General features: G+C 32.7%; 26 protein-coding genes and 1 other annotated feature. Of the genes, 7 read left to right on the top strand and 19 right to left on the bottom strand.

From position 1 onward, the window contains the following. Positions 1-27 precede the first annotated feature (27 nt). From PG914_RS06420 to dusB, 5 genes are all read right to left on the bottom strand, one after another. Positions 28-540, bottom strand: a complete 513-nt coding sequence (locus PG914_RS06420; protein ID WP_488822931.1) for a GyrI-like domain-containing protein — start codon at positions 538-540, stop codon at positions 28-30. Between the two features lie 117 nt (positions 541-657). Then, a complete protein-coding gene (locus PG914_RS06425) occupies positions 658-1,401 on the bottom strand; it encodes an amino acid ABC transporter ATP-binding protein (RefSeq protein ID WP_488822932.1) in 744 nt (247 codons plus the stop codon). Beyond that, entirely contained in the window at positions 1,391-2,068 is a 678-nt protein-coding gene (locus tag PG914_RS06430) for an amino acid ABC transporter permease (RefSeq protein ID WP_488822934.1), read from the bottom strand. Before PG914_RS06430 ends, PG914_RS06425 begins: the two co-directional genes overlap by 11 nt. Before the next feature lies 1 nt (position 2,069). Further along, complete coding sequence (locus PG914_RS06435; RefSeq protein ID WP_488822936.1) at positions 2,070-2,873, bottom strand: transporter substrate-binding domain-containing protein; 804 nt, start codon at positions 2,871-2,873, stop codon at positions 2,070-2,072. Positions 2,874-2,946: 73 nt separating this feature from the next. Continuing rightward, positions 2,947-3,161 (bottom strand) — a binding site (T-box leader). A 112-nt stretch (positions 3,162-3,273) separates the two neighbouring features. Continuing rightward, a complete protein-coding gene (dusB, locus tag PG914_RS06440; protein ID WP_488822938.1) occupies positions 3,274-4,299 on the bottom strand; it encodes a tRNA dihydrouridine synthase DusB in 1,026 nt (341 codons plus the stop codon). Between the two features lie 28 nt (positions 4,300-4,327). Between dusB and hslO the strand changes: the two genes are divergently transcribed. Next, positions 4,328-5,203 (top strand): Hsp33 family molecular chaperone HslO, encoded by an 876-nt coding sequence (hslO, locus tag PG914_RS06445; RefSeq protein WP_488822940.1) that lies wholly within the window; start codon positions 4,328-4,330, stop codon positions 5,201-5,203. Between the two features lie 8 nt (positions 5,204-5,211). Here hslO and PG914_RS06450 read toward each other — a convergent pair whose 3' ends face one another. Beyond that, complete coding sequence (locus PG914_RS06450; protein ID WP_488822942.1) at positions 5,212-5,763, bottom strand: Maf family protein; 552 nt, start codon at positions 5,761-5,763, stop codon at positions 5,212-5,214. A gap of 55 nt (positions 5,764-5,818) precedes the next feature. Here PG914_RS06450 and tilS point away from each other — a divergent pair, with 55 nt between their 5' ends. The 6 genes from tilS to PG914_RS06480 are packed head-to-tail and all read left to right on the top strand — an operon-like array spanning position 5,819 to position 12,747. Then, entirely contained in the window at positions 5,819-7,051 is a 1,233-nt protein-coding gene (gene tilS / locus PG914_RS06455; protein WP_488822944.1) for a tRNA lysidine(34) synthetase TilS, read from the top strand. Next, positions 7,044-7,583, top strand: a complete 540-nt coding sequence (gene hpt, locus PG914_RS06460; protein ID WP_488822946.1) for a hypoxanthine phosphoribosyltransferase — start codon at positions 7,044-7,046, stop codon at positions 7,581-7,583. Before tilS ends, hpt begins: the two co-directional genes overlap by 8 nt. A gap of 12 nt (positions 7,584-7,595) precedes the next feature. Beyond that, entirely contained in the window at positions 7,596-9,545 is a 1,950-nt protein-coding gene (gene ftsH, locus PG914_RS06465) for an ATP-dependent zinc metalloprotease FtsH (RefSeq protein ID WP_488822948.1), read from the top strand. Further along, the gene (locus PG914_RS06470) at positions 9,535-9,783 is read left to right on the top strand and encodes an RNA-binding S4 domain-containing protein (protein WP_488822950.1); all 249 of its coding nucleotides are present in this window, start codon (positions 9,535-9,537) and stop codon (positions 9,781-9,783) included. The genes ftsH and PG914_RS06470 overlap by 11 nt, the downstream gene beginning before the upstream one ends. A gap of 56 nt (positions 9,784-9,839) precedes the next feature. Continuing rightward, positions 9,840-11,321: a lysine--tRNA ligase gene (gene lysS, locus PG914_RS06475; RefSeq protein ID WP_488822952.1), complete on the top strand. Its 1,482-nt coding sequence runs from the start codon at positions 9,840-9,842 to the stop codon at positions 11,319-11,321. A 19-nt stretch (positions 11,322-11,340) separates the two neighbouring features. After that, positions 11,341-12,747: an endonuclease gene (locus PG914_RS06480; protein WP_488822954.1), complete on the top strand. Its 1,407-nt coding sequence runs from the start codon at positions 11,341-11,343 to the stop codon at positions 12,745-12,747. Between the two features lie 364 nt (positions 12,748-13,111). Here PG914_RS06480 and PG914_RS06485 read toward each other — a convergent pair whose 3' ends face one another. From PG914_RS06485 to pyrG, 13 genes are all read right to left on the bottom strand, one after another. Beyond that, positions 13,112-14,104: a siderophore ABC transporter substrate-binding protein gene (locus tag PG914_RS06485; protein WP_488822956.1), complete on the bottom strand. Its 993-nt coding sequence runs from the start codon at positions 14,102-14,104 to the stop codon at positions 13,112-13,114. 9 nt (positions 14,105-14,113) lie between these two features. After that, on the bottom strand, positions 14,114-14,875 hold the full coding sequence (locus tag PG914_RS06490) for an ATP-binding cassette domain-containing protein (protein ID WP_488822958.1): 762 nt from the start codon (positions 14,873-14,875) through the stop codon (positions 14,114-14,116). Further along, a complete protein-coding gene (locus tag PG914_RS06495) occupies positions 14,872-15,870 on the bottom strand; it encodes an iron chelate uptake ABC transporter family permease subunit (protein ID WP_488822960.1) in 999 nt (332 codons plus the stop codon). Before PG914_RS06495 ends, PG914_RS06490 begins: the two co-directional genes overlap by 4 nt. Before the next feature lie 145 nt (positions 15,871-16,015). After that, positions 16,016-16,837: an iron chelate uptake ABC transporter family permease subunit gene (locus tag PG914_RS06500; protein WP_488822962.1), complete on the bottom strand. Its 822-nt coding sequence runs from the start codon at positions 16,835-16,837 to the stop codon at positions 16,016-16,018. Positions 16,838-16,846: 9 nt separating this feature from the next. Further along, positions 16,847-17,164 carry an antibiotic biosynthesis monooxygenase gene (locus PG914_RS06505; RefSeq protein ID WP_488822964.1) on the bottom strand — a complete coding sequence of 106 codons (318 nt, stop codon included), beginning with the start codon at positions 17,162-17,164 and terminating at the stop codon, positions 16,847-16,849. A gap of 83 nt (positions 17,165-17,247) precedes the next feature. Beyond that, positions 17,248-17,634 carry a hypothetical protein gene (locus PG914_RS06510; RefSeq protein ID WP_488822966.1) on the bottom strand — a complete coding sequence of 129 codons (387 nt, stop codon included), beginning with the start codon at positions 17,632-17,634 and terminating at the stop codon, positions 17,248-17,250. Positions 17,635-17,680: 46 nt separating this feature from the next. Continuing rightward, positions 17,681-18,739, bottom strand: coding sequence for a Gfo/Idh/MocA family protein (locus PG914_RS06515; RefSeq protein ID WP_488822967.1), 1,059 nt, complete (start codon positions 18,737-18,739; stop codon positions 17,681-17,683). 122 nt (positions 18,740-18,861) lie between these two features. Continuing rightward, positions 18,862-19,524, bottom strand: coding sequence for a hypothetical protein (locus PG914_RS06520; RefSeq protein ID WP_488822969.1), 663 nt, complete (start codon positions 19,522-19,524; stop codon positions 18,862-18,864). Between the two features lie 126 nt (positions 19,525-19,650). Next, the gene (locus PG914_RS06525) at positions 19,651-20,055 is read right to left on the bottom strand and encodes a hypothetical protein (RefSeq protein ID WP_488822971.1); all 405 of its coding nucleotides are present in this window, start codon (positions 20,053-20,055) and stop codon (positions 19,651-19,653) included. 11 nt (positions 20,056-20,066) lie between these two features. Continuing rightward, the gene (locus PG914_RS06530; protein ID WP_488822973.1) at positions 20,067-20,297 is read right to left on the bottom strand and encodes a hypothetical protein; all 231 of its coding nucleotides are present in this window, start codon (positions 20,295-20,297) and stop codon (positions 20,067-20,069) included. A 131-nt stretch (positions 20,298-20,428) separates the two neighbouring features. Beyond that, complete coding sequence (locus PG914_RS06535; RefSeq protein WP_488822975.1) at positions 20,429-20,980, bottom strand: hypothetical protein; 552 nt, start codon at positions 20,978-20,980, stop codon at positions 20,429-20,431. Positions 20,981-21,008: 28 nt separating this feature from the next. Continuing rightward, complete coding sequence (gene fba / locus PG914_RS06540) at positions 21,009-21,872, bottom strand: class II fructose-1,6-bisphosphate aldolase (RefSeq protein WP_488822977.1); 864 nt, start codon at positions 21,870-21,872, stop codon at positions 21,009-21,011. 80 nt (positions 21,873-21,952) lie between these two features. Beyond that, a complete protein-coding gene (pyrG, locus tag PG914_RS06545) occupies positions 21,953-23,560 on the bottom strand; it encodes a CTP synthase (protein ID WP_488822979.1) in 1,608 nt (535 codons plus the stop codon). Positions 23,561-23,581 lie beyond the last annotated feature (21 nt).

Genomic DNA, 23,581 nt, shown 5'->3' on the forward strand with positions numbered 1-23,581 from the left:
CGGATTTGAGGCTTTTTTTATTAACACTTAATCTAATGGTATATAGTAATCCATTGTTCTGTGGCCATCTTGATCAGCATCTGTCCATCTTGGACAGTTATATAGCTCCATAAACCATTCCATATTATGATTTGAACGGTTTATATTTTTTATCGCTTCTTCTGTTAGACGATGCGCATTCATTGATACATCTAGTTCTTCACCTTTGACATAGCCAATAGCAACATCACCTTCTTCAATCACGAAGGCTCTAAATCCATCAGGAACGGTTGCCCCTTCTTTCATAATCATACCTATGATGTATGAGAACTCACCATCTCCTTTGGTGAAATCACACATAACACCTACATAATCAGCATTGTAAATGAAATCTTTTTGTGCTTCTAGAATACCAAAAACATTTTCTTCAAAGCATTTTCCCCAAAATGCCGGAATTGGGTTATCGCCTTTCATCATAAGATCAAATCGGTGTTTAATTTCTTTACCGATAATGATAACCTTAGGAAGTTTAACAACTTCAAAATTTATAAGTTTAGCCATATATATCCCCTACCTTTATATTAAATTTATCGTTCTTGTAATTCTATTATAATTAAATAATTTTTAAGACACAAAATTTTCGATAAAAAAAGCCGTTCTTTCGAACGACTTTATTCATTATACTTGTAGTACGCGTTTTAAGAAATTCTTTGTTCTTTCGTTTTGGGGGTTACCAAAGATAACCTCGGGTGTGCCTTCTTCAATAATAACACCTTGATCCATAACAATAACCTTATCAGCAAATTCTTTAGCAAAGCCCATTTCATGAGTTACAACGACCATTGTCATACCAAGATTAGCTAGGTTCTTCATAACTTGTAAAACTTCACCAATCATTTCAGGATCTAGAGCAGATGTTGGTTCATCAAATAAGATTGCTTTAGGTTCCATTGCTAAACTTCTTGCAATTGCGATTCTTTGTTTTTGTCCACCAGATAACTGATTAGGATAACTATCTTTCTTTTCTAAAAGTCCCACTTTATTTAATAAATCGAGTGAAATCTTTGTTGCTTCTTCTTTAGTGGTTTTCTTAGCTAAAATTTGTGCAATATTTAAATTATCTAATACAGTTAAATGCGGAAATAAATTAAAGTGTTGGAATACCATACCCACTTGTTTACGGTGATTTTGGATATCAAAATCTTTATCTAGGATTGAAACACCATCAAATAGAATTTCACCTGATGTTGGAGTTTCCATTAAATTTAAGGTTCTAAGTAAGGTTGATTTACCACTACCAGATGGTCCGATAATAACTGTGACTTTACCATATTCCAATAGCGCAGATACGCCATTTAATGCCTGTGTACCATCTTTGAAAGTTTTACGAAGATTGATTACTTCAATGTGATTATTTTGCATCGCTCTTCTTTAATCTCCTTTCAAAATATGCCATCAATTTAGATGTTGGGAATGTAATAGCGAAGTATAATACAGCAACTACAATATAAGTTTCCTTAATTGCATAAGTGAAACTCTTGATTGTATTTGCATTATACATCAACTCAGGTATACCCAAGTACATGAAGATTGAGGTTTCTTTGATCATTGTGACAAATTCATTACCTAATGCTGGAATAATGTTTTTGATTGCTTGAGGTAAAACAATTCTTCTCATTGTTTGACCTTTTGACATACCTAAACTTAAAGCAGCTTCTGTTTGTCCTTTGTCCACAGATAAAATACCACCACGAATAACTTCTGATACATATGCACTCGTATTAATAAGTAAAGCTATAAAACCAGGTACAAATGATGACATGTCTAGTCCTAGGATTAATACAAATGGAATTTGAATAACTGCATAGATTAATAGAAGTTGAACAAGTAATGGTGTACCACGTATGATTTCAACATAAGTAGTACCAATAAAGTTTAACACCTTGTTCTTAGATAATCTCATCCATGCAGGAATAAAACCAAGCATTGTCCCAAAGATAACTGACAGGATTGATAAAATAATAGTCATTCCTAGACCTTGTAGCAACATACCTACATAGTCGGAATTAGATAAGAATGAAAAATCCATCTTAGCTATTTAATAAAACCATTTCACTAACAATCTCAGCAAATCTGCCAGATTCTTGTAATTCGTCGATGACTTGATTGATAAGCGCTAGGAAATCTTGGTTACCTTTGGCTACTGCAACTGCAGTACCATCTTCTGTGCTACCGATTTTGATATTAGCAATTGCTAATGCTGGTCTGTTTCTAACATAACTTTCAGCAACTGCTGTTTCTAATACTAAACCTTGAATTTGGTTATCTTCTAATCTCATTACTAAGTCAGGAATTGCTTGAATGAATTGAGTAGTTGCTTGATCAAATTCTAAAGCTAATTCTGCTTGAATTGAACCTAGTTGTGCACCAATTTTAATATTTGCTTGATTTAAAGATTCAAATGAATTGTAAATCTCTAAGTTTGAAGCTTTGATTAAAACAGATTGTGTTGCTTCATAGTAAACTTTTGAGAAGTCTACTCTTAGAGCACGTGCAGGAGTTGGAGTCATTGCTGAAATAACAAAATCAACTTTACCAGCTTCTAAGTCTTCTAATAAGAAATCAAAACCTTTGTTGATTACACGTAAATTTTTACCTGCAGCTTTTGCAATTTCTTTTGCAAGTTCAATATCGATACCTACAATTGTTGTTTTGCCATTTTCAGTTACTGGCCATTCATATGGCGGATAGTCTGCTGACGTTCCTAATGTAATCCACTCAGTGTATGATTCATCAATAACGAATTCAAACACGTTTGATGCTGTAGATCCACATGCTACTAAAGTAATTGTTGTAATGACTAGCATTACGAATACAGAAAGTTTTTTGAACATTTTATTTATCTCCTTTATATTCTTTTTCTCTCTCTTTTTTCTTTTGAATAAAAAAAAAGTCCCTAGCAAAAATGCTAAGGACGAATTAACTCGCGGTACCACCTTAGTTCTAGATAAAAAATCTAGCCCTCATATCGTTAACGCCGATTTACGTGTACCCCTCAGATCTCTCTTTCGAAATACAAGCTCCAAAGCACGTTCGTAAGCAGATTCATACTGATTTTTCACCAACCATCAGCTCTCTTTGATCAATCTAATCAAACTACTACTCTTTTTCTTCGCTTAGAAAGAATTATATTCCATTTTGATTTTTTAACAATGGTAAAGTTTTATTTTTCACTTTGAAAACGTTTTTGTCGCAAGAATTACAGATTTCTACACAAATTAGCTATGATTTTTATTAAACTTCAATGATATCATCTTTAAATTGTTCAAAATAAGCATCTAAATTAGCCATATATTCTTCTCTTGTTTGTGTTCTTGCTAACTTTGCTCTAACTTCTGATGCACCAGGTAAACCTTTAAGATACCATGGACCATGACTTCTCATTTCTAAACATGCAATATGTTCACCACGTAAACGCGCTAAATCATCAAAGTGTCTAGTCATTAATTCTTTAACTTCACTGTAACGTCTCTTTGCTGCTTCAGTTCCATTGAGATATGCATTAATTTCTCTAAATACCCACGGATTACCAAGTGCAGCACGACCAATCATGACAGCATCACAACCTGTGTACTCTAGCATATGTTTAGCACTTGGACCATCAACGATATTTCCATTTCCAATAACAGGAATTGAGACAGCTTCTTTAACTGCTTTAATAATATCTAGGTTTGGTTCTCCTGAATAACCTTGAGCTCTAGTTCTTGCATGAACTGTAATTGCTGATGCACCAGCTTTTTCAACAATTTTGGCTACTTCGACTGCATTGATTGAATTCTCATCCCAACCAGATCTGATTTTAACTGTTACTGGTTTAGATACTTTAGCTTTAATAGCTGTTACAATTTCATATATTTTTTGTGGGTCTTTCATTAAAGCAGAACCTGCTTGAGCACTAATAGCTACTTTAGGAACTGGACAACCCATGTTAATATCAATAAAGTCACAATTTGAGTTTTGATCAACAAACATCGCAGCTTCTACCATCGTTTGAACATCACTGCCAAAGATTTGTTGAGCAGCGGGCTTTTCAACCTCTGTCATATAAAGTAACTCTAATGTTTTTGCATTTTGGAAAAAGATACCCTTATCAGATACCATTTCAGCAAAGACCACCCCAGCACCATATTCTCTTGCTAATAATCTAAAAGGTGAGTTAGATACACCTGCCATTGGGGCTAAGATTAATTTATTTGTTACTTCATATTTTCCTAATTTAAAACTCATTTTTTCATCACCGCGTGTTATTTTATCACACATGTAGTATATAATAAAGAACGAGGTGTTTATGAAAGATTACACAGTAATAGCACTTGCTCATAATGATGAAACTAGAATCTATGTATCAGTTTCCACAAAGTTAGCAGAAAAGTCACGAAAACTCCATCAAACACAAGCAACAGCAACCGCAGCAATGGGACGTTTTTTAACTGCGTCCGCGATGATGAGTTTAATGTATAAAGACGGTGAACGTCTACAGTTAAAAATTGACGGAGACGGCCCTATTGGGACAATGTTAGTGGATGCCAAAGGTGGAATTGTCCGTTCTAGAATCCAAAACCCTAATGTTTATTTAATCTATGAAGAAGGTCCAAAAAAAGGAAAACTCAATGTTGGTGGTGCAGTTGGTTCTGGTTACCTACATGTAACAAGAGATTATAAGGGTAATTACTTCACTTCATCATCAGAATTACAAACTGGTGAAATTGCCGATGATTTCACATATTATTATGCATCGAGTGAGCAAACACCTTCTGCAGTTGGATTAGGTGTGCTTGTTCAAAAAGGTGCAAAAGTCTTAACTGCAGGTGGCTTTATTATCCAAGTTTTACCAAATGCTTCTAATCAAACAATCGATAAACTTGAGCAAGCATTATCAAAATTACCATCTGTAACAGACTATCTAATCCAAGGTAAAACACCTGAGGAAATGATTCATCTACTAGCTGATGGTACAGAACGTATTCTAGAAAGTCATCCAATTAAGTATCATTGTGGATGTACACGCCAACAATATAAAAAGTCTCTTACCCGTTTGGATAAAAAGACTTTAATCGAAATTTTAGATGAAGATCATCAAGCTGAAATTATATGTCCTTACTGCAATAAAAAATATTTATTTACTGAGGAAGACTTAAAAGAAATCATCTCCAAAAAGAAATGATTTCTTTTTTATTTAATATTTAATTTATCCATGACCATTTCTAAAGGGAGTCCCATAATGGTATAGAAACTACCATCATAACCTTCAACATATTTAGCACCTTCACCTTGGATTCCATAACTACCTGCTTTATCCATCGGTTCACCAGTATTAATATAATCTAGAATTTCTAAATCTGTCATGTATTTAAATTTAACAATTGCTTTGTCATAGAATTGTTCTGTTTTACCATCTTTAATTAGTGCACAAGCAGTGTAAACAATATGTTCGTTGTTAGATAACTTTTTAAGTTGTAAATAAGCTTCTGCTTCACTGGTTGGTTTATTTAATATTTCACCTTCAAAAACAACGATTGTATCTGCAGTCAGTATCGTATCATTTGGATAGTCTTTTTCAATTGACTTTGCTTTTAAAAGTGCATTTAATGTGACATACTCTAATGGGTCTAGATTGACATCTAGAGTATCCTCATCAAAGTTAGGTTTAACAATTTTATATTCAATATTCAATTTAGCAATTAATTCTTGTCTTCTTAATGAAGTTGAGCCTAATATTAACATCTTCTATAGTCCTTTTGCGTGATATAATAATATTATCATTTTTAGGTGGGTTTAGATGAGTATTAAGTTAAATTTATCAAAATTAAATACATATATTGTAGCAGTTAGTGGTGGTATTGATTCAATGGTACTACTCAATTTTTTAATTAGTCACGGCTATAAAATTATTGTTGTTCATTTCAACCACCAAAAACGAGAAGATTCTTATAAAGATCATGACTTAATCAAAAATGTTACAGATGCATTTATGATTCCTTACCATATGATTAAGCTAAATATTAAATCAGGTAACTTCCAAGAAAAAGCTAGAGAAGAAAGATATTATCATTTAGAACAAATAGCCGATCAATATCATACGAAGCATATTGTCACTGCACATCACTCAGATGACTTAATTGAAACTGTGTTAATGAAGCTTGTTAGGGGTTCAAATCTCTTAGGTTATAGTGGCATTCAAGAAATTTCAAATATCAATGGATATATCTATCATAGACCATTGCTTAAATACTCAAAAGATGACTTAAAAAACTATGCAAAATCACTTGATTTACAATACAATGAAGATTCATCAAATGATGAGGATGATTATCTTAGAAATAGAATTCGTCATCACGTAGTTCCAAGACTTAAAGAAGAGAACGATTTAAATGAACATATTTTGAATTTCTCTAGTCAAGTATATCTTGCTAGTGACTTTATTAGGAGTCAATCAAAGACATTCTTAAATTCAAAATTAGAATTCAACTTAAAAGAATTCAATTTGCTTCATGAAGCCATTAAATGGGATGTAATTTCGTATTTACTAGAGCAAATTAATGTTTCAAAATCATATGAAAAATTATCCATGATCTTAAAACAATTAGTTACTAAAAAACCAAATGTTGAGATTAAACTCTCATCTAACTTTATGATGATTAAATCTTATGATTTGGTTAAAATCAAAGCCCTCAGTAAAGATGAAAACAAAAATACTTTACCAACTCTCACGATTTCCCACAAAAAAACGGATGTTTCCTATAATTCAATAGAATTATGCTATAATGAATTAGATTTTCCTATCACTTTGCGTCATAGGAAAAACGGAGATATATTGAAGTTTAACTTTGGTCGCAAGAAGCTAAAAGACTTCTTGATTGATAAAAAGATTCCAAAAGAAATAAGGGATTCACTTCTGCTTGCTGTAGATAAGAATGATCAAATTCTATGGATTCCAAATCTTTATATTAATCATACCCTAGGTCAAACTAACAAAATCTATCTTGAAATAAAGGAGAATCCAAATGCATAAAGATATAGCAGAAATCTTAGTATCTGAACAAGAAATTGAACAAATTTGTACAGATTTAGGGGCTATCCTAACTAAAGACTATGAAGGTATGACACCACTTCTAGTTGGTTTACTTAATGGTTGTGTACCATTCATGGCTCAACTCATTAAGCATATAGAAATTCCACTAGAAATTCAATTCATGGCAGTTTCAAGTTATCATGGTGGCATCGCATCAACTGGTGATGTCCAAATTAAGTATGACTTAGCAAGATCTGTTGCTGGTCGCGATGTCTTAATTGTCGAAGATATCGTTGATACCGGTTCAACTTTAAAAGTTATTACTGAACTTTTAAAATACCGTGGAGCTAAATCAGTTAAAGTAGTCACGCTACTTGATAAGCCAGCAGGCAGAAAGGTTGAGTTTGTTCCTGATTACATCGGAAAAACTATACCTAAAAAATTTGTTGTAGGCTATGGCCTCGACTATCAAGAATTTTATAGAAATCTACCATACGTCGGTGTGTTAAAACCCGAAGTATATGAAAACTAGGAAGGAATATTTATGAACGCACAAAAAAGACCTACAAAATCACCATTGCGTCCTGACTTATTAGTTATTTTAATCATTGCATTATTAGCATTCGGTGTTTACTTATTCATTATGAATATGCAACCTGGTACTAAAGAAATCAATGAAACTGAACTATATCAATTAATCGAAGAACAAAAAGTATCTGACATGGTTATTGAATATGTTGGTGGCGATAACTATAACTTATGGCGTATCAAGGGTTCATATACCCAAGGTAATAACCCTGATGGATTTATCGGTTTTGAGATTATTGTCTTCGGTGATCGATTAAATCTATTACATGAAACTGTTGATGCTTATAACCAAGCAAATCCAACAACACCAATTAGTTTAGATTTTAAAGAACATGTTTCAATTGATTATCTATCAATTATTCTAAACGCATTAATCTTCATTGTCCCAATCATCTTAATTGTCTTCTTCTTTAGAAGTATGACACAACAAAATAATAAAGCTCAAGATTTCACAAGAAATAGAGCTAGATTATCAAGAGGTAAAGCGGTTAAATTTGATGATGTCGCTGGTGCTGATGAAGAAAAAGCTGAAATGGCTGAATTAATTGACTTTTTAAGAAATCCAAGAAAGTATGCTGAAATGGGCGCTAGAGTTCCAAAAGGTGTTCTACTTGTTGGTTCTCCTGGTACTGGTAAAACCTTACTTGCTAAAGCTGTTGCTGGTGAGGCTGATGTTCCTTTCTTCTCAATTTCTGGTTCTGACTTCGTTGAATTATATGTTGGGGTTGGTGCTTCTCGTGTTAGAGACTTATTTAGAGTCGCTAAAGAAAATGCGCCATGTATCATCTTCATTGACGAAATCGATGCAGTTGGTCGTCAACGTGGTGCCGGACTTGGTGGCGGTAACGATGAACGTGAACAAACGCTTAACCAATTATTAGTTGAAATGGATGGTTTCGGTAGCAATATAGGTATTATTATCATTGCTGCTACTAATAGACCAGACGTACTTGACCCAGCGTTATTACGTCCAGGACGTTTTGACCGTCAAATTACAATGCAAGTTCCTGATGTGAAAGCTCGTGAAGCAATCCTTAAGGTTCATGCTAGATCTAAGAAATTAGATCCTTCTATCAAATTATCAGACTTAGCATCACGTATCCCAGGATTTACTGGTGCTGATATTGAAAACTTACTAAATGAAGCAACATTACTTGCTGCTCGTGAAAACAGAACTGTTGTTACAATTGCTGACTTAGATGAGGCAGCTGACCGTGTAACAATGGGACCTTCAAAGAAATCAAGAAAATATACACCAAAAGAAAAAGAAATGATTGCTTACCATGAAGCAGGTCACGCAGTGATTGGTTTAAAGGTAAGAAATGCTTCTGTTGTTCAAAAGGTTACAATTATCCCTCGTGGACAAGCTGGTGGTTATGCATTACATACTCCGGTTGAAGAAAAGTTCACACGTTCTAAAAAAGAATTACTTGCTGTAATTACTTCATTTTTAGGTGGACGTGTTGCCGAAGAAATCATGTTTGATGATGTCTCAACTGGTGCATACGATGACTTTAAACGTTCAACAAGAATTGCACGTAGTATGGTTACAGAATATGGTATGTCAGATTTAGGACCTATCCAATATGAATCAGATGGTGGCAATGTCTTCCTTGGACGTGACTACTTAAAAGAAAAGAACTTCTCTGACTATGTTGCTCAAGAAATTGACAAAGAAGTTAGAAAGATCATTACTGAATGTTATGAAGATGCTAAACGTGTCATTACTGAAAATAAAGATTTACTTGATAATATCGCTAAGTATTTAATGGCTGTTGAAACATTAACTAAGAATGATATCGATGAAATTGCTGCTACTGGTAAATTAGGCTGGTGGGAAAACCGTGAAAACGGAGCAACTGAAGAAAAATCTTCAGAATCAAAGGATGACAAACTTGCGAATTGATAAGTATTTAAAGGTATCAAGACTAATTAAACGTCGCACAATAGCAAAAGAGGTCGCAGATCATGATCGTATCTTTGTGAATAATGTGCTCGCAAAACCAAGTAAAGAGGTTAAAATTGGTGACCTCGTTACACTTCACTTAGGTTTAAAAATTATTACCATTAAAGTAACCAGTTTGGTTTACTCAAAAGATCACGAAATGTATGAACTAGTGTCAGAGGAAAAGCGATCTTTCTGATCGTTTTTTCATGAATTACACAATATAACAAATATGCTTAAAAGGAGGAACATATTATGTTTCCTGATGATTTAAATGAACAACAAGCAATCCGCCGCAAAAAAGCTGAAGACTTAAAAACTTTAGGTGTTGACCCTTGGGGCAAACGCTATGAAAGAACACATTTAACAAAACAAATTTTTGATGAATTTAACCATTTAGACCACGACCAATTAGAGGCTTTAAACAAAGAAGTTTCAATTGCTGGACGTATTGTATTAAAGCGTGAACAAGGTAAAGCTGGTTTTATGCAAATCCAAGATAGAGATGGTAGAATCCAAGTTTATGTTCGATTAGACCATGTTGGTGAACTAGGTTTTGACCTATTCAAACGTGCTGACTTAGGTGATATCGTTGGTATTAAAGGTCATCTATTTAGAACGAAAACAAATGAATTAACAGTTAAAGCTGAAGAATATATTCACTTAACTAAAGCATTAACTCCACTGCCTGATAAATTCCATGGACTTCAAGATAAAGAGGAAGCTAGACGTCGTCGCTATGTTGACTTAATTGTTAACGATGAAGCACGTAGAGTAGCCTTCTTACGTCCAAGAATTATTAGAGCAATTCAACACTACTTTGACTCAAATGGTTTCGTAGAAGTTGAAACTCCAGTATTACACCCAATCTTAGGTGGTGCAAATGCTAGACCATTCAGCACACATCATAATGCCCTTGATATGGACCTTTATTTACGTATTGCGACTGAACTTCCATTAAAGAGATTAATTGTTGGTGGAATGGATCGCGTATACGAAATTGGTCGTCTATTTAGAAACGAAGGTATTGATGCTAAGCACAACCCTGAATTCACAACAGTTGAAGCTTACCAAGCATTTGGTGATGTGACTGATATGATGAATTTAGTTGAAGAATGTATTTCTTCTGTTGCTATGGAAGTACTTGGTACATATGACGTAACATTCAATGATACAGTTGTTCATTTAAAAGACTTTAAGCGCGCACATATGGTTGAACTTGTCAAAGAACAAACCGGTGTAGACTTCTTCCAACCGATGAGTTTAGATGAAGCAGTTGCGCTTGCTAAGAAACACAATGTTCCACTTGAAAAACACTTTACACTTGGACATATTATTGAAGCATTTTTTGCTGAATATGTTGAAGATACACTTGTACAACCAACGATTGTTTATGGACATCCAGTGGAGATTTCACCACTTGCTAAGAAGAATGAACAAGACCCTCGCTTTACAGATCGTTTCGAATTGTTTATAATGGGTAGCGAATACGCGAATGCTTTCTCAGAATTAAATGACCCAATTGATCAAAAACAACGTTTTGAGAAACAACTTGAACAAAAAGCGAAAGGTGACCAAGAAGCTGCCGAAATGGATACAGATTTCGTCGAGTCTCTTGAATATGGTATGCCACCTACTGGCGGTATCGGAATCGGTATCGACAGACTCGTTATGTTATTAACTAATACTCCTAACATCAGGGATGTTATCTTATTCCCTCATGCAAGAAAAAAATAACAAAAGGTAAAGAGGAAAAATGAAGAAAATTTTTGTAGTACTATTTCTTTTTCTATCTCTCTTCTTAGTTGCTTGTAACGACGAAGATTTGACAGGAAATGAAGATGGGTACCAAATCGTATTTAAATTAGATGACGGAACAACAATTATTAGTTTCCGTGCTGAATTAGATTCAGAAATGATGTATCCAGCAAATCCAGATAAAGATGGTTTTACCTTCGTAGGTTGGACACTAAACGGGGCACCTTTCACAGGCGATAAAGTTACTGGTAACATGGAACTTGTTGCAGAATTTGCAGATGTAGTTATCGTTGTTACTTTCTATAACGGAAATCTAGAGCTTGGCACTGCACTTGTTCCATATAATGGAAAAGTTGCTGGTAAAGAGCCTTCTACTGATAAAGAAAATTATGAATTTAATGGTTGGTTCTTAAATCAATCATTAACTACACCATTTGATTCAAATACAACACTTACTGAAAACACTAATGTTTATGGTAAATGGACATCAACGCTTCCAATTTCATATCAAGTTAGATTCTTTGATGGAAGTACAATTCTTGCAACATATGAAGTTCAAGAAAATGCTACATTACAATCTAATCAAATTCCTTCTACAACAAAGAGTGGATATACATTTGATGGTTGGTTCTTAAACTCATCATTTACAACATCATTTAACACTTCAAGTGCAATTACACAAGATTTAGATATCTATGGTAAATGGACTATGGATACACCTGGTTTTGAACCAGGTAATTACACTGGCTATTATGCAAGTTTAAATGGTTTATCACAATCAGCGATGAAGTCTCAATTAACAAGCATGATTAAATCAATTGGTTCAGCTACAGGTTCTACTTCACAAGTTCAAAATGCGGATAAATGGCAAGGTAAAACTTATAACATTTATACAGGATTAGGATCATATGGTAATAGAGAACACGTAGTACCTGCATCAAAACTTAGAGAATCTAATGCTCCTGAGTATGATTTACATAACTTAAGAGCTGCTGTTGTCTCTGTAAACTCAACTCGTTCAAATTATCCATTTGGTCCAGGAACTGGTACACAATGGAAATTAACTTCTGGTAAGTTCTATCCAGGATCAGAACACGTTGGAGACGTTGCACGTATCGTATTATACGTAACCACTCGTTATAATGTTCCAATTTCTAAAGTTGGTGACTTACAAATGTTCTTAGAATGGCACCAACAGGATCCAGTTGATGATTTTGAAATTACACGTAATGGCCGCATCTATGATGTACAAAAGAGTCGTAACCCATTCATAGATCATCCTGAATTAGTTTATGTAATGTTTGGTTCAACAAGCACCTCTACTTATTCAAACGAAATGCCTGCTGTTGATTTATCAATTCCAACTGTTTATACATTTACTACAATTAATACATACAGAGCTTAACAAACAAAACACCTCGATAATTATATTTAAGGAGGTGTTTTTTTATGGCTAATAAAGGTCAACAGTTTAAGAAATATAATTTAGATTTTAAAAATAAGATATTACAAACCTATCTGTTATTGACTCTAACATTTCTTCAATACGACTTAATTGTTCGTCGTAATTGTTTTCACTGATACATGCAACTCATACAAGTGCACTTAATAAAACTAAAATAAAGTGATTAACTTCTTTGTTTAATCTCTCCTAATTGATATCCCCAAACAAAATACTTGTTCATTTCAATTTATATTCTATTGAAATTTTGATTAATTACTATCAAAATAAACTAAAACCCCAAGTTTCCTTGGGGTTTAATCGATTTTTAGCTTAAAGATTGCTTAATATCTTGAATCATTGCCTGAGTTGATGTAACGCCACCTGCTGTAATATACCAAGCATAAGCGTTTAAGATAATAATGTTGCCATCTTTACCTGCATTTGTTTCTTTAATTAATGCGTTATTTACTACTTGATCTGTTGCAGCAGAACCACCAGTTGCAACACCTCTATCCATTAAGAAAATGTATGATGGATTTTGAGCAGAAACATATTCATATGACACAATGTTACCATGTGATTCAGTAACACCAACATTTGGATCAGTTGGTTTAAATCCAAATTCATCATATAAAGCACCATATCTTGACCCTGCACCAAAGACTGAAATTGCAGCACCGTTAACGAGTAAAAATAAAGCGTCTTTTCCGTTTGATAAACTCTTGATTGCATCAAACTCTGCTTCAAATTGACTAATATAACTATCGAGTGTTGATTTAGCACTTGGGAAAATCTTACCTAAGTTTTCAAACACTGACTTTTGAACTTCAAAATCATAGTTTGAATTAGATACGTCTAGAACATCTGCATATGCATAATCAGCTTTTAATGATTCATATAAAGTAGATGATCTACCCCCAATAATAATTAAATCTGGCATCATAGCTTTTAAAGCATCACCATATACTTCGAATAAAGTACCTACATTAGGGTATTTATTGTCGTTATACTCTGATAAGTAACTTGGTAGATTTGTCTTAGATAAGCCAAATAGTTCAATACCGAAGGTATCAAGTCCAACAGCATTCATGATATCAACAACTTCTAAAGTTAATACGGCTACCACTTTAGGGTTAACAACAAAATCTTCTGTAACTTGTTCTTTTAAAGTTACCTCATTACCATCTGTAATTGTGACTTTTGAAATGGTATGTGTGATAGAAACTCTTTCTCTATCATCACCACCAAAATCTAGTGAACAACTAGATAGTACAAAAATTGATACTAAAGCACTTAAAATAATAAAGGCTTTTTTCATTCTTTCCTCCTACAATTTTTTGTTGTAGACACAAACATTTTGTCCACAAACATTATGCACTGAAATTGGGTAATCAAAGATTTTAGTAAGTACTTCGTCTTTCATTAGGTCATCAATGTCTCCTTGGAAGACGACTTTGCCACTCTTAACTCCGATTGCATAATCACAATATGCAGCAGCCATATTAAGGTCATGCATAATGATAACAATCGTCTTGTTAAAGTCTTTGATAAATTGTTGTAATAGATACATCATATCTAATGAGTAATGAATATCTAAATGGTTTAATGGTTCATCCAGTAAGATATATTTTGTATCTTGAACTAGAATCATAGCAAGCAGAGTTCTTTGGAACTCACCACCTGATAATGTATCAATGTATCTATCTTTTAAGTGTTCTATTTCTAAATATTCAATAATCTTATCAATCATTAAATGGTCATCTGATTTAAGACGACCTTTTGAGTATGGATATCTCCCAAATGATATCAGATCATATACTTTTAGTTTTAAATTAATATGATGATTTTGACGAAGTAATGAAATCGTCTTTGACATCTCTCTATGTTTATTAAAGATTGTTTCGCCATCAACTAAGATGTCACCTTGTTCAATTGAAACAAGTTTAGTAATCGTCTTTAAAAGTGTAGATTTACCTGAACCATTAGAACCAACTACAGCAACTAATTTACCATCTGGAATATTTAATTCGACATTATGAAGAATTTGTTTTTCACCATATTTTTGACTTACATTTTTAAACTCAATCATACGCGGTTCTCCTTTAAGATTAAGTACATCATATAGATGCCACCAGTAAACTGGATTAGAGTTGTTACAGTTGATTTAAAACCGGTTAATTCAATGATTGCTTGACCAAAGATTAAAACGATGGTTGCTAGTAAACTTGAATAAATGTATAAGTTTTTATGCTTATAATCTTTAAACATTTCTGTTGATATATTCACTGCAATCAGTCCTAAGAATGACAGTGGACCCACTAAAGCTGTTGTTATACTTACTGCCAGTGAAATAAATATTAGATTAATGATAGATTCTTTATTGTAATCAACCCCAAGGTTTTTAGAAATGTCCTCACCTAGTAACATCACATCATAAACATAATTCTTTCTAAATAGATAGATAATAATGAAAATGACGAGTGGTAGTGAAATCCAAACTAAGTTAAACTCAATATTAACAACTGATACAGTCGTTAATGCTTGTACCGTTTGGAAAGTTTCTGGTTCCATTAAAACCTGTAGTAAATTAACGTAATTTGATGCAAGTGTTGATACGATTAATCCAATTAATAATAAAAAGACAATATTGTTTTTATGTTTTCTTAAGACCGACATGTAAATTAAAATCGATATACCACTCATGAATAAGAACGACAATATAAAATTAGTGATTGGATCTAAATATAAATGTGGCAATCCTGAGAAAAAGAATACTAGCGTTGCTTGAATCATGATAAAGATACTATCAAATCCAATGACAGATGGTGTTAAGATTCTACTCTTGGTTAATGTTTGGAATGTAAGGGTAGAAAATGCGGTTAGGGTTGCTACCATAACAAGCGCTAATAACTGAACACTTCTATTACCTAAGACATTCATAATGCTTGAGAAGACTAAGTGTTGTCGGTCTGGTTTAGATAGGTTATATATAATCGACTCAAAGGTTGGAATAAAGAAAACAAATAAGTATGCAAGAATCGATAGAATGAGTAATCCTATCATGATAAGAATTTTCTTACGCATTTTTTACCTCCCTAAAAATTAATCCTAGGAAGACAATTGAACCAATGAGTCCCATGATAAATCCAATTGAAATTTCATAAGAAAGACCTGTGAAAATATAAATACCAAGTCTAGCAATTAAGTCACAAATGAGCACGAATATACTTCAAAATAATGCAATATCCCAGATGTTTTTCTTAATGTTATCACCATAAATCATCGATACAATATTTGGAATAATGAGTCCTAAGAAAGGTAGACTTCCAACAACAATAAAGGTTGAGGATGCGATTAGTGAGACAATAATGATACCGACTGCCAACACACGTTTATAATTTATGCCTAAATTTAATGAGAAATCTTCACCTAATGCTGCAATATTAAATTTTTGAGCATAAATAAAACTAATCACTAAAGCAGGTATAGTTAATAAGATTAATTCAAATGTTCCAAGTGTTTTATTAGCAAAACTTCCCACACCTAAAACAGATAATAATTGTTGGGTGTTAGTTAGTTGAGCAATAATCATTGACATTGAACCAATTAATGCACTAAACATTAATCCTATTAAAGGTACATAAATTTCATTTTTAAAATGAAGTTTACCAATGAAACGGATAAAGAATGCGGATGCGATTAATGAAAATAAAAACGAGAAAATGAATTGACCCCATAAAGGCATCTCTGTGAAAAATAAATAAGAGATTAATAAGCCTAGGATAGCTGATTGTTGACTACCAGCAATTGAAGGTGAAATGAATTTATTTCTACCAATGGATTGCATAATCAACCCGGCAACCGATAAACTTGATGCTGTTAAGAGAATCGTTAGCGTTCTTGGAATTCTAGATAATAGTAAAATATCAATCGCTTCTTTATTAAACTGAAAAATAGATATCAAATTGACATCTTTTCTTGCATCAAATCCTAGTGAAAGGATGATTAATATAACGAGTAGCAGTATATAAATGAAGCGTTTCTTAAACATGTAAAATAACTATTTGGTTGCAATCAACTCAAATGCCTCTCTAGTAACTTCGATAATTTCTTCAGGGCGTTGATTGTGTTCGTGGTTCTTATTCTTGTGCATAGCAATATGCTCAGGTGAACCTTCCCAAATATAAAACGCCTTCTTGTCTGCCCAATAAATGGTTTGTCTGTAAAGATCAAATTCTTCTTTTGCAGATGATGCTAAAAGAAGTTCTGCTTTAACAAACCCCGGTGATTTTTGCATCGGACCAGGCGTGAGAAAACGTTCAAGCATTTCTTTTTGAAAGCCTTTTTTCACTTTCATATTACGTACGAGTACATACATATATTCATATTTCCTTTCGCTCTACAAAGTTAAATCGCACAATTATTATACTATATTCTTACATCTTTAGATGTAATAATCATCTATTTTTGAACAGGAATACCTAATCTTGTGTGTTTTGCGTAAATAATGGTGTAAACCTTGTTCGGTTCAACACCAATGATATCTAGTGCTAATTCTTTACCAGTGCCCTCTTCAATAAAGACTTGACCAGCATAAGTTGTCGCACCTTTCTTAGTTTCTTTTTTAATAAAACTTACAAATTTAGCTCTAACTGTAATTAAATTATTCCGTTTTAGATCCTTTAAATCTATCAAGCCACCAATTGTAACCCACGATTCAAAGATAAATAAAAGTCCAGCAATACCAATTAAAATCCAGTCAAAAATTAAACCACCTAATTCAGTTTCCACTGTTAAAACTGTATAAAGTGTAAATCCTATGACCCCTAACGATAGTAACGATAACATTATTGTATAACGCAGTTGTGAAAAAATTCTTTGTTTTAATACTTCATTAGTCATTAACTTTTACCCAAGCTTTCTTCATGTTTGATTGATAGATTGCATCTACAATTTTCATTGAATGTAATCCATCATTAAAATTTGCAAAATGTCCATCAAAAAGTGGGTTTTCAATTTTATAATAAACCCCTCTAAAGGCTTCTACAAAACTATCATAGAAATTATAAACCTTGAATTTTTGACTGTCTTTCAATGTTTCAATTTCATCGATTTTAATCAGTTCTTCATCTTTGTCATAATGTAATTTTTTGGTTTCATTAACCGATTTTCCATCCCATTCAAAGGTCGCATGCTTACCGATATACACAGTTTTCATTTCATTCTTTTTGCCTGGAACCGATTGGCAAATAATCGCGTTTCCAAGCGCACCTTTATCGGTCTTGAATAATACCATTCCTAAGTCTTCAGTGTCAATTTTAATGCCGTTTCTTTCATCATAGATGGTCTTAAATTCAGCCATAACTTCGACTATTTTATGTCCTGAAACAAACTCAACTAAATTAAAAAAATGCGTACCGATATCGTGGATCACTCGAGTTAATCCTGATTGTTCACTACTTGCTCGCCAGTTGTAAGTGTTTTGTGGCATCATCCAGTCTTGTAGATAGACACCATAAATTGAAAAAATGTCACCTAACTGGTTAATGTTTTCTTTCATATAATGGTGAACTGGATAGAATCTATTATGAAAGTGAACCTCATGTACAAGCTTAGATTCCTTAACTAAATCTTCAAGTATTACTGCTTCTTCAACAGTTTTAGTCATTGGTTTTTCTAAGACTACATGAAGTCCTTTATTAATCGCATATAAAGCCATCTCAAAGTGTGTATCATTTGTTGTACAAATATGTACACAACCAAGATTTTCTTTATCAATCATTTCTTTATAGTCAGTATAGTAACTATGAATCCCTAATGCTTTAGCACGTTCTGCCATATTGCTTCTAGAACAAATAGAAACAACCTCTACATTAGGTAAACTTCTTAATGCATCAATATGAACTTTGCCAATGGACCCAACCCCAATAACGCCTACTCTTATTTTTTTCATACCATTATTATACAAGAAATTATCCACATTTGTGAGTTAGATTCTTTAAAACGAAACACCATAAAATAAAAAAGAGCTATATGCATGTTTTTGCATATAACTCATATCTTAATTTATCTTTTTTAAGAAACATTTATCTTAATATCCATAATCTCGTTTGTATTTTGATAAGTTCCACGGATTGTATAACTGTATAATTTATAAATCTTCTTTTGTTGATAGCTGCCAATATAAAGGTTTGTTAGTGACATTTCATACGAACGATCAAAAACTTGAAATGTTTGTTTTGGATAATTTGCTAGATCAAAACTATCAATTCTTCCTTTAGGTCGATTTACACCTTCACTTTGAAATGTAACAAAATGTTTATTATAAAGGGTGAAGTCAATGTTCAACTTAAACTGATCCATGAATACATAATGTTCTTTGAAGGTATTTTCATCAATTGAAAGAACTTCACCTTCTTCAATCACCTCACCATAAACATTAAATATTTTAGTTTGATAAGATGATGTGCTTTTTGTGTATTTGATTTGAGTGCTGGTTCCTTCAAAGTAAGTTGTTACTGTGATATTCTCACCTTTAATGGATACTGCATATCGAAAATCGAAGTCTGGGTGTTTAACAAAGATATCAAGATCTGAAAACGTACTACGAGCTAAAAATTCTTGATAGATAAAATACCCTTCATTTTCAAGGTTTGGAAAACCAGGTGCATCATCACCCTTACAAGCTGTTAAGACGATTAAATTGAATAAAAATAAAAATGTAAGTATTTTTTTCATTGTATACCTCAACAATCCATCATCATTATATGAATTAGAATAAATAGAAGCAATGTTGTACAAATAACTTACATTTTTATCTTGTTATCTTTCAAAAACCATTGATTTTTAAGATTATAGTTTCTTTTATGATTTATGTATTGAAATTAATATTTCTTTATTATCTGTTGTCTTACCTTCTAAATTAATATCCACTAATCCTTCATCATAATAATCATCAAATCTAAATATGCCAGTATAAAGTATGAATTCATATGTTGAAGTCTCTGTTGTTAGTTCAATCACTGGATGACTTTTAAATGATATATCGACACTTCTATATACCTTTTCTACCTGTAAGAATGATCGATTAACTGTCATCTTATCAAAATAATTAAAATCAATTTCTATATTAAAATATGTTTGATTTGAATACAGTTGATAAAAAGTATCTTCATCCATCGTTTCTACTTTGTTATAGAATTGAGCACCATTTTTATAATGTCTTTCGATAAAATCATTTGTTTGTCTTTCATACATATATTCATACATATAAGAATCCTCTAAATCCTTAAAGCTGTGTGCGAATCTATTTGATTTGGCACATTACGATATTCATAACCTTCATAAAAAGAACCATCAACAAAAATATCTATTTCTATATCGTCATTTTTATCAAAATTAATGAAATCTGGATATCCATTAATAACATCTTGTTTAGAAGTCTCTTCAAATCTTTCACATCCAGAAAAAAGTAAAATTGGTAGTAACAGTAGTATAAATAATTTTTTCATCATTACCTCCATTTTTATAGATATACTTAGCCCTAATGAATATGTATCTTTAACACTATTTTATGTTATTTATTTTGAATAGTTAAATAAAACAATAAAAAAAGAAGCTAACGAGTAGCTTCTTTTAAAGTTTATATAATACCTAATTCATCTGCTATCTCTAAGAAGATCACATCAATCGGATAAAATTCTAGATTCATTTTTCTAAATATTTCATCAGTTTTGATATCTAATGCTTGATACATTGAATCATCAATGTGCTCTTTTTTAGTTAGTTTTTCCATGATTGAGCTTTCAAAGTCCAATAAGAACTGCATCGCTTCTAAATCATAGTTTTCTTGACTTAAGAGTTCATTTTGAAAATCAATTGTATTGAGTAATAGATTAATCTTTTTAGAATTTGTATTTAATTCGATGTAGTCATTATGATAAACATCTTTTAAAATCTTTTTGATTTCTTCGATTTGATCATAAACATAATAGAATCCAGTTCTAAAGATTTCATCTTCATCATCTGAATAATCTGGATCATCAATTAACTTATCGTATAAATGATCAATAACATTTAAAACATTCTCAAATCGAATAATGAGTGGAGAATCTAATTGTTTTAAGTTATTAATTAGTTCACTATGCTCAAGTTTCCACCCGGCATATTCGTGATATAGTAACTCATCACGCATAATGTTCCCTCACTTTATTGTTGGTTAATTAAGCTTTGTTAATTGAACCGAACATTTCTAATTTTTCAGCAATAACTTTCTTCATTGCTTTGTAACCAGGTTCTAATAACTTACGTGGGTCAAAACCTTTTGATTCTAAGTCTTTACCAGCTAAGATATATTCTCTAGTTGCTGCAGCGAAAGCTAATTGTAATTCAGTGTTTACGTTAATTTTTGCAATACCTAATGAGATTGCTTTTTTGATTTGGTCTGCAGGGATACCTGTACCACCATGTAATACTAATGGAACACCATTTGTAACTTTAGCCACATTTTCTAAAACGTCGAATCTTAGACCTGGCCAGTTAGCTGGGTATTTACCATGGATATTACCAATACCTGCTGCAAATAGGTCAACACCTGTAGCAGCAATTATACGGCATTCTTCGATATCAGCAACTTCGCCCATACCTACAACACCATCTTCTTCTCCACCGATTGAACCAACTTCAGCTTCAACAGAAACACCCATTGCATGAGCAGCTGCTAAAACTTGTTTAGTCTTTTGTAGATTTTCTTCAAATGGATAGTGTGATCCATCGAACATAATTGATGTGAAACCTGCGCGTAATGCTTTGAATGAACCTTCAAAAGTACCATGGTCTAGGTGTACTGCTACTGGAACAGTAATTTTCATAGCTTTGTCTAAAGTTGTAACCATAGCCATTACGTTTTCATAACCACCCATGTATTTAGCTGCACCTTCTGATACACCTAAGATAACTGGTGAGTTTAATTCTTGAACTGTAGATAAGACTGCTTTAATCCACTCTAAGTTGTTGATGTTGATTTGTGCAACGCCATAACCTTCAGCTCTTGCTTTTTGTAACATTTCTTTTGCTGAAACTAACATTTTTAATTCCTCCTTGACGAATTTAGCCACTAGTTATTATATAACTAATCAAATATTTATACAAACGATACGTTAATCTTTTAGTCGATTTTGTGATTTTTTAGACTAGCTTTGATAAATTCTCTAAACAGTGGATGTGGTCTTAATGGACGTGATAAAAATTCTGGGTGATATTGTACTGCAACAAACCAAGGATGGTTTGAAAGTTCAATTGTTTCAACTAAATTTCTATCTTCATAAACACCAGAGACAACCATGTCTTTTGATTCAAATATTTCAAGATATTTGTTATTGAATTCATAACGATGGCGATGACGTTCTTCAATGTACTCGGTGCCATAAGCTTCATAAGTTTTAGTGCCGCGTTTTAAATGTGCTCTTTGTAAACCTAAGCGTAGTGTACCGCCGAAATCCTCTGGGTTTTCTGGTTGAATTGTAAATAATGGATTTTTCGTATTTTCATCGATTTCAGTTGAGTTTGCATCGATGATACCAAGAACATTTCTTGCATATTCAATGGATGCTAGTTGCATACCATAACAAATTCCTAGGAATGGAATGTTGTTTTCTCTTGCATACTTAATCGCTAAAATTTTGCCATCAGTTGCACGTTTGCCAAAACCACCTGGAACTAAGATACCATCCATACCACGAAGTGTTTCTTGATAGTTTTTCTCAGTAATTTTCTCGGCATTTAACCACTTAATTGAAATACCTACATTATGATAAAACCCTGCATGTCTTAATGCCTCACTTACCGATAAGTAAGCATCTTGAAGGGATACATATTTACCAACTAAACCAATGGTAACTTTTGTCTTTAAGTTTCTAATCTTGTCAATTAAGTTAACCCATGGTGTTACATCTGCTTCTTTTGTATTTTCAATTTGGAAGTGTTTCATAATATAGTCATCAATATGTTGATTATGTAGATTAATAATTGCTTGATAGATCACATCAACATCTAATGATTCAAAGACTGCATCTTTCTCAACATCGCAGAATAAAGCGATTTTCTCCTTAACATCATCAACAATTTTTACTTCACTTCGAAGGATAATGATGTCTGGTTGAATACCAAGTGAGCGTAATTCTTTTACTGAGTGTTGAGTTGGTTTTGTTTTAATTTCATTTGAAGCTCTTAAGTATGGAACAAGTGTATTGTGTATATATAAAGTGTTCTTATATCCAAAATCACGACGTGCTTGTCTAATTGCTTCTAAATATGGTAGTGACTCAATATCACCAACAGTACCACCAATTTCTGTAATAACAACATCGGCTCCTGATTTCTCTGCTGCTTCTTTTAAACGAAGTTTGATTTCATCCGTGATGTGTGGAATGACTTGAACAGTTGCTCCTAAATACTCACCACGACGTTCTTTTGAAATAACAGATTGGTAAATCTTACCGGTTGTAACTGTTGATTCTTTTGAAAGATTGATGTCAATAAATCTTTCATAATGTCCAAGGTCAAGGTCAGTTTCTGCACCATCATCGGTGACAAAAACTTCGCCATGTTGATAAGGGCTCATTGTACCTGGATCCACATTGATATATGGATCAAACTTTTGAATAAATACTTTTAATCCACGGGATTTTAAAATCTGTCCAATAGCTGATGCTGAAATCCCTTTTCCTAATGATGAGACAACCCCGCCTGTTACAAAAATAAATTTTGTTGCCATAAGTTTAATACCTCTTTTTTT

The sequence above is a fragment of the Acholeplasma sp. ORD1043 genome, assembly GCF_057808485.1.

What these genes read in the sequence shown, in the direction of transcription:
- lysS (WP_488822952.1), top strand. Translation starts at nt 9,840, where the DNA reads ATGTTTCCTGATGATTTAAATGAACAACAAGCAATCCGCCGCAAAAAA.
- PG914_RS06480 (WP_488822954.1), top strand. Translation starts at nt 11,341, where the DNA reads ATGAAGAAAATTTTTGTAGTACTATTTCTTTTTCTATCTCTCTTCTTA.
- pyrG (WP_488822979.1), bottom strand. Translation starts at nt 23,560, where the DNA reads ATGGCAACAAAATTTATTTTTGTAACAGGCGGGGTTGTCTCATCATTA.
- PG914_RS06495 (WP_488822960.1), bottom strand. Translation starts at nt 15,870, where the DNA reads ATGCGTAAGAAAATTCTTATCATGATAGGATTACTCATTCTATCGATT.
- PG914_RS06500 (WP_488822962.1), bottom strand. Translation starts at nt 16,837, where the DNA reads ATGTTTAAGAAACGCTTCATTTATATACTGCTACTCGTTATATTAATC.
- tilS (WP_488822944.1), top strand. Translation starts at nt 5,819, where the DNA reads ATGAGTATTAAGTTAAATTTATCAAAATTAAATACATATATTGTAGCA.
- PG914_RS06450 (WP_488822942.1), bottom strand. Translation starts at nt 5,763, where the DNA reads ATGTTAATATTAGGCTCAACTTCATTAAGAAGACAAGAATTAATTGCT.
- PG914_RS06505 (WP_488822964.1), bottom strand. Translation starts at nt 17,164, where the DNA reads ATGTATGTACTCGTACGTAATATGAAAGTGAAAAAAGGCTTTCAAAAA.
- PG914_RS06430 (WP_488822934.1), bottom strand. Translation starts at nt 2,068, where the DNA reads ATGGATTTTTCATTCTTATCTAATTCCGACTATGTAGGTATGTTGCTA.
- PG914_RS06515 (WP_488822967.1), bottom strand. Translation starts at nt 18,739, where the DNA reads ATGAAAAAAATAAGAGTAGGCGTTATTGGGGTTGGGTCCATTGGCAAA.
- ftsH (WP_488822948.1), top strand. Translation starts at nt 7,596, where the DNA reads ATGAACGCACAAAAAAGACCTACAAAATCACCATTGCGTCCTGACTTA.
- PG914_RS06490 (WP_488822958.1), bottom strand. Translation starts at nt 14,875, where the DNA reads ATGATTGAGTTTAAAAATGTAAGTCAAAAATATGGTGAAAAACAAATT.
- PG914_RS06425 (WP_488822932.1), bottom strand. Translation starts at nt 1,401, where the DNA reads ATGCAAAATAATCACATTGAAGTAATCAATCTTCGTAAAACTTTCAAA.
- PG914_RS06420 (WP_488822931.1), bottom strand. Translation starts at nt 540, where the DNA reads ATGGCTAAACTTATAAATTTTGAAGTTGTTAAACTTCCTAAGGTTATC.
- hslO (WP_488822940.1), top strand. Translation starts at nt 4,328, where the DNA reads ATGAAAGATTACACAGTAATAGCACTTGCTCATAATGATGAAACTAGA.
- PG914_RS06535 (WP_488822975.1), bottom strand. Translation starts at nt 20,980, where the DNA reads ATGCGTGATGAGTTACTATATCACGAATATGCCGGGTGGAAACTTGAG.
- PG914_RS06510 (WP_488822966.1), bottom strand. Translation starts at nt 17,634, where the DNA reads ATGTTATCGTTACTATCGTTAGGGGTCATAGGATTTACACTTTATACA.
- hpt (WP_488822946.1), top strand. Translation starts at nt 7,044, where the DNA reads ATGCATAAAGATATAGCAGAAATCTTAGTATCTGAACAAGAAATTGAA.
- PG914_RS06520 (WP_488822969.1), bottom strand. Translation starts at nt 19,524, where the DNA reads ATGAAAAAAATACTTACATTTTTATTTTTATTCAATTTAATCGTCTTA.
- PG914_RS06485 (WP_488822956.1), bottom strand. Translation starts at nt 14,104, where the DNA reads ATGAAAAAAGCCTTTATTATTTTAAGTGCTTTAGTATCAATTTTTGTA.
- fba (WP_488822977.1), bottom strand. Translation starts at nt 21,872, where the DNA reads ATGTTAGTTTCAGCAAAAGAAATGTTACAAAAAGCAAGAGCTGAAGGT.
- PG914_RS06525 (WP_488822971.1), bottom strand. Translation starts at nt 20,055, where the DNA reads ATGTATGAATATATGTATGAAAGACAAACAAATGATTTTATCGAAAGA.
- dusB (WP_488822938.1), bottom strand. Translation starts at nt 4,299, where the DNA reads ATGTGTGATAAAATAACACGCGGTGATGAAAAAATGAGTTTTAAATTA.
- PG914_RS06530 (WP_488822973.1), bottom strand. Translation starts at nt 20,297, where the DNA reads ATGAAAAAATTATTTATACTACTGTTACTACCAATTTTACTTTTTTCT.
- PG914_RS06435 (WP_488822936.1), bottom strand. Translation starts at nt 2,873, where the DNA reads ATGTTCAAAAAACTTTCTGTATTCGTAATGCTAGTCATTACAACAATT.